Genomic DNA, 13,755 nt, shown 5'->3' with positions numbered 1-13,755 from the left:
TATGAGACTACTACTAACATTTATGGGGTTCTGTATGGCAGCATTTGTGTCAGCGCAGACTCCACCAAAATCATTACGTATTCAAATTAGCTATGAAAAGTCAGGCCAATTCTTGGAGCAAGCCGTTGAAATGATAGAGGCTGTTAACTTAGTAAGTGCCCGAAGCACGGTCAGTTTTCAGGCTGGCCAATCCATAAAGTTGCTGCCTGGCTTTCAGGCGCAAGTGGGTAGTGTATTCACCGCGGATATTAAACCAGTTGCAACAGGCGGTGAACTTGCTTTGCAATTGAAGGCGTTTCCTAACCCCTTTGCCCAATCAACTATGATTGATTATTACCTGCCTGCAGATGGAAAGGTAAACTTATGGATCACAGACTCGCAGGGTAAAATTGTAGGACAACTAGTGAGAGATGAAAACCAGCCTGCAGGACAACACCGTATAGAATGGAAACCCGATTCGTTAAATGATGGTGTATATATTCCAGTTATTGAATCCAACCAGCAGAGAGCAGTTATACGTATTGTTAAAAAGTAACCAGTGAGGCTTTATTAATACAAAAAAGACCCGCAGCCAAGACACGGGTCTTTTTTGTATTAATAAACCAGGGAATGATTTACCATAATCTCAGAAAGTGAAGACATTTGCAATAAAGATGAACGCGCGGCATTATTATTGTGCCTTTATTATTAACGTTCTACCCGACACTCAATGCACACTTGCTCAAAGTCAGGTCTATTAGTCACATTATTTTTAGTTGTAATTGTTCCTCTTTCTTTACTGGCTCAACCTATTCGTAAGCCTTCTCAGTATTCTGCCGAAATAGGCACATATATAGCTTCGTCAACTGAAACACCTTTTTGGCTACGGGCAAATCAATATGGGATTGTTGCAAACCGCTCGCCTGTAGCAACATTTCGAGCCGGTGTATATAGTGATTATGATACGAGACGACATAGTACAGGCCGTTGGCGTGACTCAAAATATGATTTTGGGTATGGACTGAACATTGTTGCGAATAAGACTCAGAACCAACTACCTTATGAAAGGAATGTACTACTTCCTGAAGCGTATGTAAAAGTACGCCGGGGTATTTTTGAAGCCTACATAGGTCGACAGCGAGAGAAGTTCGGATTAGCTGATTCTACTCTGTCGACAGGTTCGTATGCGTGGTCAGGGAACGCCATGCCAATTCCCAAAATTCAGGTATCAATTCCGGTTTTTACACCTATTGGTTTTACAAAGGGCTGGGTAGCCGTTCAGGGTACGTTTGCGCATGGTTATATGGACGCAAACGGATACATTCGAAACTCAATGTTACACCAAAAATCATTGTATCTCCGTTTTGGACGGCAACAGGATGTGGTACGCGTGTATAGTGGGGTAAATCATCAAGTTGTATGGGGTGGCAAAATTGCTGACCCTACAAATGTGCCTTCTTCTATTCAGACAGATGGGAAACTACCATCGGGCTTACTGAATTATTTTTATGTTGTATCAACGCTTAGCCCTCGAAATACAGATACCTCCCAATACAATTATTTTGACCTGACGAATCGAATCGGGAATCACCTTGGCTCGGTTGATTTGGCTGTTGAGGTTGATTTGGTAAGGCATACACTGTATTTCTATCGCCAGAGCATTTATGAAGATGGTTCACTATTCTACTTAATTAATATTGCTGATGGTCTGAATGGCATGCGTATTAGGCGGAATGATCCTAAAGCTATTGTTCGCGATATATTGCTTGAATTTTTAAACACAACTAGCCAGGGGGGACCCGAATTTGTTATTGATGACCCCGATCGGAGAGGGAAGGACGATTATTTTAATCACCAGCAGTATCGGGATGGCTGGGCTTATCGGCAGCATACAATAGGTACACCATTTATACCACCTGCATTGGGCTCTCAGGACCAATACCCAAATGGTACTTTTACAGGTAATAATCGGGTTTATGTGTTCCATGCAGGCATTGCTGGTAGCTTGCCAGTTCGTTGGCGAGTATTGTCGAGCCCATTAGCTTATCAAGCGAAGCTTTCATTTAGTCGGAATCTGGGTACTTACAATAATCCTTATACTACTATTCGTAATCAATTTTCAGCCTATGCTAGTGTAATGGCGCCTTTAGATATTTTGGGAGGACTTCAGTTTACGGCGAGTATTGCTACCGATGCTGGCAATCTGTACCAGAATAGTGTTGGTACATTTATTAGTGTCCGTAAGCTATGGCTTACCAACTATTCTAAGTAATTCAAATAAACGAGTAATTTTAAATATTGGACTTTTTTGAGACGGGATTTGTGGCTAATTTGCAGTCCGGTTTCTGAACCGTAAGATAATATTTGTACTCGCTCATCATCCTAATCTATTATTTTAGCGTACATGGTCTGGTACTAATTATCCAAACCTCGATGAGTAAACCCGTAAGGTATGAGGCATCGCTATTCCATACTGTTTTTTCCGCTTCATGTAATCGTTGATTTCCTGAGCCTTAATACCGCTTTTTTAGGTGCATACTGGATGAAGTTTCAGACCCTGGAAGCCGTATCGCAAGCTCCGTATGCATCACTCTGGGGGCTTTTTAATATAATCTGGTTAATCGAAATATTACTAGTAAAACCTTATATATATCCTCGACAACTATTTAAATCTGGGCATTTAATACGACAATTACTATTATTGACATTTGTTCATGTGGCGGTTATTGCCGTCTGTTGGGTGGCAATTCAAGGCTATTATTATTCCCGGGAACACCTTCTTATTACCTATTTACTTTTTCTTTTTTTTGGGGGTGCTTTTCGAGTTGGGGGAGTATTATTTCTTAAAGAATATAGGGCGAGGGGCTATAATAACAGACGGTATATTATAGCTGGTTATGGTAAATTAGCAAACACAATCCGAGGGTTTTATGATACACATCCAGAAATGGGTTTTCATTTCTGTGGCTATTTTGATGAGTCAACTCCAGAAAATGCTGAATTTCTCCAGGGTGGATACGAGAATCTCTTAGAGTATACACGCACGAATCGAGTTGATTGTGTCTACTGCTGTATGCCCTATATGAATAACGAACGACTGAAAGCTGTTGTAGATAATGCAGAAGTATTTGATTACCAAGTGAAGATACTGGTTGACTTTAGGGGATTTTTAGCTCGTAGTACATCAATTGAATACCATGATGTGTTACCTGTTTTGAATCTTTCATCAGAGCTAATCTTCGATTTTCAAGTCAATATATTTAAGCGCTCATTTGATATAATATTCTCATTATTGGCATTGGGCTTAGGGCTACCCCTATTTATTATTATTGCGGCTATAACACGACTTACATCTGATGGACCAATATTTTATGCACAGGAGCGCATCGGTCAGGGAGGAAAACCATTTAAAATATACAAGTTCCGGAGCATGTATATTGATGCTGAAAAGTCGGGCCCAGTATTGTCGGGTGGATTACTAGATAATCGAATTACTCCTTGGGGACGCTTTATGCGGAAGACTCGCCTTGATGAAATTCCTCAGTTCTATAATGTGCTCATTGGGGACATGTCAGTAGTAGGGCCAAGACCAGAACGGCAGTATTTCATTGATCAAATTGTCGAAATCGCTCCTGAGTATCGCTCCCTATTGAGTGTAAAACCTGGTATTACCTCCATCGGCCAGATTAAATATGGGTATGCCGCCAGCATTGATGAAATGGTGCAGCGGTTACGCTATGATCTGCTTTATCCCAAACGCCGGTCATTCTTGTTCGATATGTGGATTATTGCCCAAACGCTTCGGGTAATGGCACAGGGCCGTGGCAAGTAATTGCTGCTGCTTGTTATATAATCGACCTAGCTTCTATGAGATTTCTGTTTTTGTGGATTTGGTATGGGTTAATCATAATTGCCAGTTGTACGCTACTGTATGGACAGCGAGTTAATCAATATCAATTGGAGGTAGGTGCCTTGGGTTCATCAGCACAAACACCTTTTTGGCTGCGTGCCAATCAATATGGAACTGTTCCCCTAAAGAATCCCGCTTTACAATTAAATGCTGGATTTCGATTAGATTATCAACCTATCGACAGTACGGGTTATAAACCAAAAATGGATTGGGGGTATGGTATCAACGTAGTTGCTAATCTTGGTACGACAACTCAATTTCTTCTTCCAGAAGCATACGTAAAAGGTCGTTTTGGCGCTTTTGAACTCTATGCTGGTCGTCGGAAAGAGATGGTTGGCTTGGTTGACACGCTTCTAACAACAGGGGCTTATGCCTGGTCAGGCAATGCGCTTCCGATACCTAAAATTCAGCTCGGCTTGCCTACGTTTACGTCGCTTCCTTTTACGAAAGGCGTAGTCTCCATGATGGGAGCATTCTCGCACGGTTGGTTTGAGAACTCAGACCGATTAGTGACAGGCTCCTACTTGCATCAATTATATATTTATGGCCGTATCGGTAAACCATCCTGGAAATTTAGGCTGTATGGTGGTTTCAATCATGAAGTTATTTGGGCTGGTTACTCTAATTATTTAGGCCCAGTAGTATCAGTTAACGGTCAGCTTCCGTCATCCATTCGCTACTATCCTGCCGTAGTATTGGGTACTCGGGGGGCTGATTATACAACTGACAAAAACCTAACTTCTTTTGAGGATAATCGAATTGGTAATCATTTAGGGTCTCTTGATGCAGCGGCAGATATGGATTTATCTAATTGGAATATTTTTATCTATCGACAATTTCTATATGATGATGGGTCCTTATTCTATGGGACAAATCTTCAGGATGGTCTTAATGGACTACGTCTTAAAAATCGTCAGAAGCCGACTGGAGGTAACTTTTTTTTACGGCAAATCACAGTTGAGTACCTATTTACGGGTAGTCAGGGGGGAGATGTCTTCATTATTGATGACCCTAAGCGTAGAGGAAGGGATGATTATTTTAATCATAGCCAGTTTATTGATGGCTGGACTTACTTTGGGCGTACTATCGGGACTCCATTCCTGATCCCGCAACAGGAAATAAGTGCAACTTTACCATCCCGATATGGAATTGCTAACAATCGGGTTAGCGTGTTTCATGCTGGCCTTAGTGCTTTAGTTTTTAATAAAGTAGACCTTATCGCTCGATTATCCTTTAGTAAGAATGCAGGTACGTATGCAATACCTTACCTTACGATTCCATCTCAGTTTTCGGGCTTGTTTACAGCTTCTTTGCCGCTAAACCTGTTTGGTGGAACGATATTGAATGGCTCGTTTGCCGTAGATGCAGGTGAGTTGCTACCAAATAGCGTAGGCGCATACGTCGGCTTGCGAAAGACGGGTATGTTGAGTGGTAAACGTCAGGTGATTATTTCACCTCGGCGGGGATTCTAAGTAATACGTTACCCATGAGACCATTAACAAACTTTCACATGATTTTAATGGAAAATGCGGATTAGTATCTCAAATCAGTCCTATTTTTACTGTAACTTGGTCGATATAATAACTATGAATAACGGGCGTGGGGATGGTGTTGACGAATAAAATGTGGAGTTGGTTAAGTATTTTAGTCATGGTTGGAATGGGCATGTCCTGTGGACAGGATTCCCAGAGAAACCTCAATCGGTCGGTGCGGGACATGCGGACTTGCGCCGACGGACAAGCTCTGACATCAAACGAAGAAATGGCTATTCGTCAGCAGATTAACGCTGAGAAGAAAACCCAGCAGATCGATGAAATATTTCAGCAAAAAGTAAGGGGGGGGCTGAATGGGAATGTGTTGGTCGCTCAAAAGGGTATTGTGCTCTACAAGAATTGTTTTGGGCTGGGCCATTTTGAGCGCAACCAGCGTGATACATTAGTCGACGATTCGAAATTTCAACTGGCATCGCTCTCGAAGACATTCACGGCAGTTGGTACGCTGAAACTGATTGAAGCCGGGAAACTGAAGTTTGAAGATACGATTCAGAAATTCTATCCAAATTTCCCCTATCATGGTATCACGATTCGCGAGTTGTTGAGCCACCGCAGCGGATTGCCTAATTATCAGTATGCCTTCGACGACAGTATGAAGGTTAATTTTTACAAGAAAGAAAAACCCTATCCCTCCAATGCAACCATTATGCACTGGTTTGCTACGGTAAAACCAACGCCTAAAGCCTACAATATTCCTGGCCGTAGCTTTAGTTATAGTAACACGAACTATATGGTGCTGGCCTCAATCATTGAAAAAGTAACCGGTCAGAGCTACGAGGCATTTATTCATAAGACAATCTTCGAACCACTGGGTATGCACCAGACCTTTGTGGCAACGACTAAAAACGATTCAATTAATCATCATCGAACCGCAGGCTATCAGTGGAACCGCCGGATTCCGAAAGATTATTACGACGATGTTGTTGGTGATAAGGGTATTTATTCCACCACCGGCGATTTGTTTCGATGGTATCGGGCATTGAATGGTGACTGCTTATTACCGAAAAAAATGCTGGCGGAAGCCTTTATCCCGCGTAGTTTTGAGCGAAAAGGCGCTAAAAATTATGGGTATGGGTTCCGTATGATGCTAAATGATACGAACCAACCCGAATATATTTATCATTCGGGCTGGTGGAAGGGCTATAATTCGATGTTTTGGTTTAGTCCCAAAGATGAATATGTGATTATAATCCTCGGAAATCGTTATAACACGACCGTTTATCGGGTGAAGGAACTAATAGATGTATTGCATGGGGGGGCGAATACTACACAATCTGATTCCGATACTGAGGTAGAAATATGAGTAGAGCCGGCCTGATGGTCGGCTTTTTTAGTTATTAACTTTGATGGTGGCTCCTAAGCCGTTATTATTTATGCGTTTCGTTCTATTGAGTATGCTTCTTGGCACTGTATTACCTCAAATTGCCTTATCGCAGGAAGTGATTAAGCTTTGGCCAGATGACGCCATTCCGAATTCAATCGCTGGAGCTAAGATTACTGAAAAGTCAGAAACAGATGCAAATGGTATTCTTCGGATTAGCAATGTATCTATGCCAACCCTAACGGCCTACATACCTGCTAAGGGAAAAGGGACTGGAGCGGCCGTTATGATTTGTCCTGGTGGAGGATACGGAATACTGGCTGCCAGTCATGAAGGTTCTGATATAGCTCGTTGGTTCAATGAAATGGGTGTAGCGGCTTTCGTACTAAAATACCGATTGCCCAACCCCGAAATAATGACCAATCAGCAGGAAGTGCCCTTAATGGATGCTATGCAGGGTATGATCCTAATCCGGCAGAGCGCTGGTCGTTACGGTATTGACCCTGCTAAAATTGGGGTGATGGGCTTCTCGGCGGGCGGACACCTGGCAGCTACTCTTGCAACGCATTACAATCGTGGCCCCAAAGCTAGTGAACTGGCTAAACCGAACTTTGCAATTTTACTTTATCCCGTAATTACATTCGGCGAAAAGGCACATACTGGCTCCCGGGATAAACTATTAGGGAAATTGAATACTTCGCCTGAACTGATTGCTTATTATTCAAATGAGTTGCAGGTAACCCCCCAAACACCACCTACATTTCTGGTGCATGCTGAAAATGATAAAGGTGTTCCAGTCGAAAATAGTATAAGTTTTTACTTGGCTTGCTTAAAGAACGAAGTACCTGCCGAAATGCACTTGTATCCTACGGGAGGACACGGTTTTGGCATGCGCACAGCAAAATTTGGATCGCTCAATACCTGGCCAGATGCCTGTAAGGCCTGGTTGACAGCCTTGACAACTCCGAAACCATAAGAGTATCAATTCAATAAGAAACCCATCTGTCAAGCGCTTAAACTTGAGAGATGGGTTTCTTACTATAGCTCACTCAAACGGTCTGTTAGTTATCGTTCAAAATCAAAGGTACATTCCCACGTGCGCCCATAATCACGATCTTAGCGTTTGGCGATGCGGCCAGTTCACGTTGAGCTTTGATTTGTTCGTACTGTAGTTGTTTATCGCTCAGACCAGTGGAGATGATCTTTTGATAATCTGCAATGCCCTGTGCTTCAACTCGTTTCCGTTCTGCTTCCTGCCGTTCTTTTTGCAGAACAAACTGCATTTTTTGGGCATCCTGCTCAGCGTTAATTTTTGATTCAATGGACTTTTTAACCGAAGCGGGCAGGTCGATGTTACGAATCAGCAATTGTTCCAGCAGAAGACCTCGTTTCTGGAAGTCGGCTTCGATAGTTTTATAGATTCGAGTTTGGAACTCATCACGACGAGTCGAGTAAAGAGCCACAGCATCATAGTAAACCGCGTTGTCCCGGATACGCGTACGGGTAATTGGGCGAACAACTTTGTCCGTATAATCTTCCCCAATTTCCCGGTAGATCCTGGGAGCATCGGCCGCAACCACTCGATATAGCACAGTTAGGTCGATTACAACTTCCAGCCCATCGGCAGTGAGTACCCGAATCGCATCGTCTCCTTGCTTCTGACCCTCATCGTGGGCTGCCGACATCGTGTAATTTTGCGTTTGCAAATTAAATTCGGTTACACTGGCCAGTGGATTAACGAAGTTCAATCCAGAGTTTAACGTACGGTCGCTGACATTACCGAACAACGAAATAATTCCAACCTGTCCAGCATCAATTTGTCGGACGCTGGCCGTGAGGGATCCCAATATAATTAAAATAATACCAGCCACTTTAGCTGGCCGTGAAAAGCGCGAAAAAGTCAGCGCAGGGGTATTTATAGCAAACCCAGCGATTAACGCTAGAGTGCCAAGAACAATAAAAAACATAGTGTAAATGGAGATGAGCCGTTCTATCAAACGACTACTAGTGAACTAGATGGTTAAGAACTGATACGGGCAGGGGACAAAAAATGGCCAGCATTACTGGCGTTGGGGCGGTGTCATAAACGGTTTTTGTTCAGAAGACATCCTAAATGTAGCTGAAAATCAGTGCTTAAAAAACTGATATAGGAAGAACGGATGCTGGCTTAGCCAGTCGGTTACAAGGCCTGATAATAGATGATAGAGCATAAAAAAAGGCATCCGGTAAACTACCAGATGCCTTTCTTAACCACACTATTAACCCTTCAGTAGATTAGCGTGAAGTTTTTGTACCTTTTTTCTTGTCTTTAGCAGCAGGAGCGGCAGCAGGAGCAGCGGCAGTTTCTGCGGCAGCGGCTGCTGATACTACTTCACCTTTCAGGTACAGAACTGTTTGACCAGCTTCTGCATTGCTCGTTACCGTAACCGACTTGTTGAATGGGCCGGCAGCAGCAGCATTAAAGGTAGCCGAAACAGTACCCGTTTTGCCTGGCATAACTGGTTCGCGAGTCCAACTTGGCTTCGTGCAGCCGCAGGAGGCCTGTGCATCATTGATAACAACCGGATCGGTACCTGTATTCTTGAACTCAAATACGTACGTTACTGGTTTTCCCTGCTCAACTTTGCCGAAATCGTGCGTTTCTTTCGCAAATTTCAGAACTCCTTTTTGGGCGTAGCTAACTGCGACCAACACAAATAAAGCTACGAAAAGTGAAAAAATCTTTTTCATTGGACTAAACGGAATTATGATTTGGTTGTTAAGATGCTTAACCCTTACAAACCTCAATCATAGCAAACACTTTGCCAATTCTTGCAGGTTGTTGTTCGGTTAACAAAGAAACTGAAAAAATCGTTTTTTTGAAAGCTGACTTGTTTTATCTTACTTTTACTTTCGCTTGGTGATCGATGTATACGGTGCCAGCCACTTCATCGATAAATTGATTGTTAGACGATTTCAATCCGTAGCTCTGTTGTGATAGCAAACGAACAACTCCGCTCGACTGATATTTTAAGTCGTGAAAAAATCCTATCGGACTATCGGTTGGCGTATGAAAGTCGTCAGGTTAGTTTGTTGGGGAGACGTGATGTAATGGGAGGCCGCGCTAAATTCGGCATTTTTGGCGATGGCAAAGAACTCGCTCAACTGGCGGCTGCTCGTGCATTTAATCGTGGGGATTTTCGCTCTGGCTATTACCGAGACCAGACCTTTGTGGCTGCTTTAGGCGAGCTGCGCTGGACGGAGTTTTTTGCCCAGCTCTATGCGCATACCGATCTGGAGGCAGAACCTAATACCGCCGGTCGGTCTATGAATGGCCACTTTGCTACTCGCTGGCTCGATGAACAAGGGCTATGGCGGAATCAAACTGAACTCTACAACTCTGTCTGCGATATTGCGCCCACAGCGGGGCAAATCCCTCGTTCGCTGGGATTGGCTTATGCGTCTAAACTGTTTCGAAATAATCCTGATTTAGCCGATCTGACAAATTTTTCGCATAACGGAAATGAAATCGTTTTTGCGACCATTGGCGATGCATCTACTTCGCAGGGTATGTTCTGGGAGACTATGAACGCAGCCGGTGTGTTGCAGGTGCCGTTACTTATGTCGGTTTGGGACGATGGATATGGCATTTCAGTGCCTGTTGAATATCAGACGGTTAAAGGAAGTATCTCAAAAGCATTGGCAGGTTTTCAGCGAGATGGCAATGATAAAGGCATTGAGATTTTTACCGTAAAAGGCTGGGATTACGTTGGGTTGTTTGAAACCTATCAACAAGCTGCCCATATCTGCCGTGAAGAACATGTGCCAGTGCTGGTTCATGTGCAGGAACTGACCCAGCCCCAAGGCCATTCATCGTCGGGTTCTCATGAGCGGTATAAGTCGAAAGACCGCCTGGATTGGGAGACGGAACATGACTGCAACCGGATGTTCCGCCAGTGGATTCTGGAAAACGGATACGCTTCCGATGACGAACTGGAAGCGATTGAAACTGACGCCAAAAAATCAGCCAAGCAAGCGCGTATTGAGGCCTGGAGTGCGTATCAGGCTTCGATGAAAGTTGATTTTGAGGAATCGCTTGATTTACTTCAACAAGCCGCCCGACATAATCCCAAATCAGCCGAATTGATGGCGATTCGGGAGGAGCTCCGAAAAACGGTTACGCCCATCCGCAGGGATTCAGTAGCTGCCATACGGAAAGCACTTCGCCTGATACGAACCGATGCTGGTCCAGCCCGCCAACGCTTAAAGGCCTGGCTCGAGCGTACGAATGCTGAAAATAATGACCGGTTTAGTTCGCATTTATATAGTGAGTCGCCCGATTCACCCATGCGGGTGGAGGCCGTATCGCCTACGTTTTCAGACGATAGTCCGGCTCTGGATGGTTATCTGATTCTACAACGGTATTTTGATAGCTTGTTTACCCGCGACCCGCGCGTAGTGGCATTGGGCGAAGATGTAGGAAAAATTGGTGACGTTAATCAGGGTTTTGCGGGCTTGCAGGAAAAATTTGGTGAAATACGTATTACCGATACCGGCATTCGTGAAACAACTATTATTGGGCAGGGTATTGGGATGTCTATGCGAGGCCTGCGGCCTATAGTCGAGATTCAATATTTCGATTATGTGTATTACACATTAGCAACGCTGACCGATGATTTGGCAACGTTGCTATATCGAACAAAAGGGGGGCAGAAGGCACCGCTTATTATACGTACACGTGGCCACCGACTGGAAGGCATCTGGCATTCGGGTTCGCCTATGGGTACCATGCTGAGTAGCCTGCGTGGTTTACACATACTCGTTCCGCGAAATATGGTTCAGGCCGCCGGTTTTTACAATACACTCATTAAAGGCGATGACCCGGCTTTACTGATTGAATCCTTGAATGGCTATCGTCTGAAAGAACTGTTGCCCAATAACTTAAACGACTTTTGCGTACCTCTAGGTGTTCCTGATATACTGCGCCCCGGTTCTGATGTAACGGTAGTTACCTATGGGTCGATGTGCCGGATTGTGATGGAAGCTGCGGGTCAATTGGCACAGATGGGTATCGGTGTTGAAGTCATTGATGTACAGACGTTGCTACCATTTGATGTTCACCACAGCATCATTGATTCTATTAAAAAAACGAGTCGTGTACTTTTTGCTGATGAAGATGTTCCTGGTGGCGCATCGGCTTATATGATGCAGCAGGTTGTAGAGTGCCAAAATGCGTATCGTTACCTAGATTCGGCACCGCGTACTTTATCGGCAAAACCGCATCGACCACCTTACGGCTCCGATGGGGATTATTTCTCGAAACCAAACGTGGATGATGTAATTGAAACCGTATATGCACTGATGAGCGAAGCCGAGCCAGATCGGTTTCCCCCAATTTAATTTTGAATGATAGAATGAGTGAATACGTTCACATTAACTATTCACCGCACCGGCGGCTCGGTCATTCTATCATTCGCTCGTTCACCATTCCTACATGTCATACTTTAAGGACATACAATCGGGTATACGAACAACGCTTAAGGGATTAAGTTTAACGTTGCGTCATCTCCGTAATGCTACCCATCGCCGAACACCAGAGGGCATTGCCAGTGATAACTATTTTGATCTGCAAAATGGGCTGGTCACACTTCAGTATCCGCATGAGCAACTACCTATTCCTGATAATGGGCGCTATCGGCTCCGCAATGAAATCGACGATTGTATCGTCTGCGATAAATGCGCGAAAGTTTGCCCGGTCGACTGTATAACAATTGATGCCATAAAAGCCACTGAAGAAGTTGGGCGCGCATCCGATGGGTCTCCTATACGCTTATATGCTGCCAAGTTTGACATTGACATGGCGAAGTGCTGCTACTGCGGCCTTTGTACGGTAGTTTGTCCTACTGAGTGCCTGACAATGGATAAAAAGTTCGATTATAGTGAATTTGAGCTAGGCAAACTGACCTACAACTTTTCGAACCTGACTGAAGAGCAGGCTACCGAAAAACGATCCTTGTACGAACAGTTCTTAGTGGAGAAAGAAGCCGCCAAAGCGGCCCAGGTAGCTGCAAAAGCAACACAAATTCAGGTTCCAGATGAACCGGTACTTCCTAAAGCCAGTCCAGCCCGGCCTGTATTTCGTCCAACTGCAAAACCTGCTCCTAAAGCGGAGCCTAAAGAACCAGCCAACTCCGAAGGGTCATCCATTGAGCATCCATTGACGGATGCTACTCCCCAGGAAATGCAACAAATTGCGCAGGGTGGCCTAGAAACTACCAAACGCCCAGTGTTTAAGCCGACCCAAAAGCCTGTAACGAAGGTTACGGACGTGCCTGCCGATGTGTCACCAGGGGAAACAGCTCCCGAAAAGCCAGTTGTATCAAAGCCCGCTTTCCGGCCAACGATGAAACCTGGTACGGCTGGAGGAGCACCTCAACTACCCACACCTGAGGCTAACGCGAGTGCTGAATCTCCATTAGAAGCGGAGCCAGTAACACCCAAGCCAAGTGTGAAGCCAGCAGGCTTTCGGCCGACAATGAAACCGCCGGTAAAACAGCCAGAGGCCTTGCCAACCTCAGAGCCACCCAAACCGAAACCGGCCTTTCGGCCAACGATGAAGCCGACAGTAACAAAGCAGGAAGAGCCGAAACCAGAGCCTCCTGTAGTCTCCGAAGTCTCAAAACCCAAGCCAATTGCTTTCCGGCCAACCATGAAGCCCGTAAAGCCAGTGGAGGAGCCAATAGATGAATCGTTGAACGTGACACCATCGGATGCGCCAGTGGCAAAACCAGCGGCCTTTCGGCCAACCATGAAACCGAAGGTGGTGCCTAAAACTGACGCAGTAGAGCCTAACGTAGAAAACATTGTGGCTACAACTGAAGGTGCTGGTGATATAGTTGACGTTCCGATGGTTGAACAACCGCCTAAGTCGAAACCGGCCTTTCGGCCAACGATGAAACCCAAGGCTAAGCCTGACAGTGAACAGGCAGAGTAACTAAACAAAATCGACAAAT

At 44.6% G+C, this 13,755-nt stretch carries 10 protein-coding genes; 8 read left to right on the top strand and 2 right to left on the bottom strand.

The annotated features are described in order from the left end of the window. Position 1 precedes the first annotated feature (1 nt). The 6 genes from EXU85_RS32560 (at position 2) to EXU85_RS32535 (ending at position 7,739) form a co-directional block, all read left to right on the top strand. Positions 2–535, top strand: coding sequence for a T9SS type A sorting domain-containing protein (locus tag EXU85_RS32560; RefSeq protein WP_142776070.1), 534 nt, complete (start codon positions 2–4; stop codon positions 533–535). Between the two features lie 174 nt (positions 536–709). Beyond that, a complete protein-coding gene (locus EXU85_RS32555; RefSeq protein ID WP_142776069.1) occupies positions 710–2,251 on the top strand; it encodes a capsule assembly Wzi family protein in 1,542 nt (513 codons plus the stop codon). Between the two features lie 180 nt (positions 2,252–2,431). Beyond that, on the top strand, positions 2,432–3,811 hold the full coding sequence (locus tag EXU85_RS32550) for a sugar transferase (RefSeq protein ID WP_142776068.1): 1,380 nt from the start codon (positions 2,432–2,434) through the stop codon (positions 3,809–3,811). A 35-nt stretch (positions 3,812–3,846) separates the two neighbouring features. Further along, positions 3,847–5,361, top strand: coding sequence for a capsule assembly Wzi family protein (locus EXU85_RS32545; protein ID WP_142776067.1), 1,515 nt, complete (start codon positions 3,847–3,849; stop codon positions 5,359–5,361). A 133-nt stretch (positions 5,362–5,494) separates the two neighbouring features. Further along, complete coding sequence (locus EXU85_RS32540; protein ID WP_142776066.1) at positions 5,495–6,745, top strand: serine hydrolase; 1,251 nt, start codon at positions 5,495–5,497, stop codon at positions 6,743–6,745. Between the two features lie 70 nt (positions 6,746–6,815). Then, the gene (locus EXU85_RS32535; RefSeq protein WP_246859344.1) at positions 6,816–7,739 is read left to right on the top strand and encodes an alpha/beta hydrolase; all 924 of its coding nucleotides are present in this window, start codon (positions 6,816–6,818) and stop codon (positions 7,737–7,739) included. Between the two features lie 85 nt (positions 7,740–7,824). On the opposite strand, the gene EXU85_RS32530 is transcribed toward EXU85_RS32535, so the two are convergent. Together EXU85_RS32530 and EXU85_RS32525 are read right to left on the bottom strand one after the other, a co-directional pair. After that, positions 7,825–8,730, bottom strand: a complete 906-nt coding sequence (locus EXU85_RS32530; RefSeq protein ID WP_142776065.1) for a prohibitin family protein — start codon at positions 8,728–8,730, stop codon at positions 7,825–7,827. 307 nt (positions 8,731–9,037) lie between these two features. Then, positions 9,038–9,493 carry a DUF1573 domain-containing protein gene (locus EXU85_RS32525; RefSeq protein WP_142776064.1) on the bottom strand — a complete coding sequence of 152 codons (456 nt, stop codon included), beginning with the start codon at positions 9,491–9,493 and terminating at the stop codon, positions 9,038–9,040. A 243-nt stretch (positions 9,494–9,736) separates the two neighbouring features. Between EXU85_RS32525 and EXU85_RS32520 the strand changes: the two genes are divergently transcribed. Both EXU85_RS32520 and EXU85_RS32515 read left to right on the top strand, forming a co-directional pair. Further along, on the top strand, positions 9,737–12,142 hold the full coding sequence (locus tag EXU85_RS32520) for a thiamine pyrophosphate-dependent enzyme (protein WP_142776063.1): 2,406 nt from the start codon (positions 9,737–9,739) through the stop codon (positions 12,140–12,142). Positions 12,143–12,236: 94 nt separating this feature from the next. After that, positions 12,237–13,736, top strand: coding sequence for a 4Fe-4S dicluster domain-containing protein (locus tag EXU85_RS32515; protein ID WP_142776062.1), 1,500 nt, complete (start codon positions 12,237–12,239; stop codon positions 13,734–13,736). Positions 13,737–13,755 lie beyond the last annotated feature (19 nt).

This window comes from Spirosoma sp. KCTC 42546, assembly GCF_006965485.1.
Lineage (GTDB): Bacteria > Bacteroidota > Bacteroidia > Cytophagales > Spirosomataceae > Spirosoma.
Note: the sequence above shows the minus strand (reverse complement) of the source record. Positions and strands in the feature narration are given on the sequence as shown.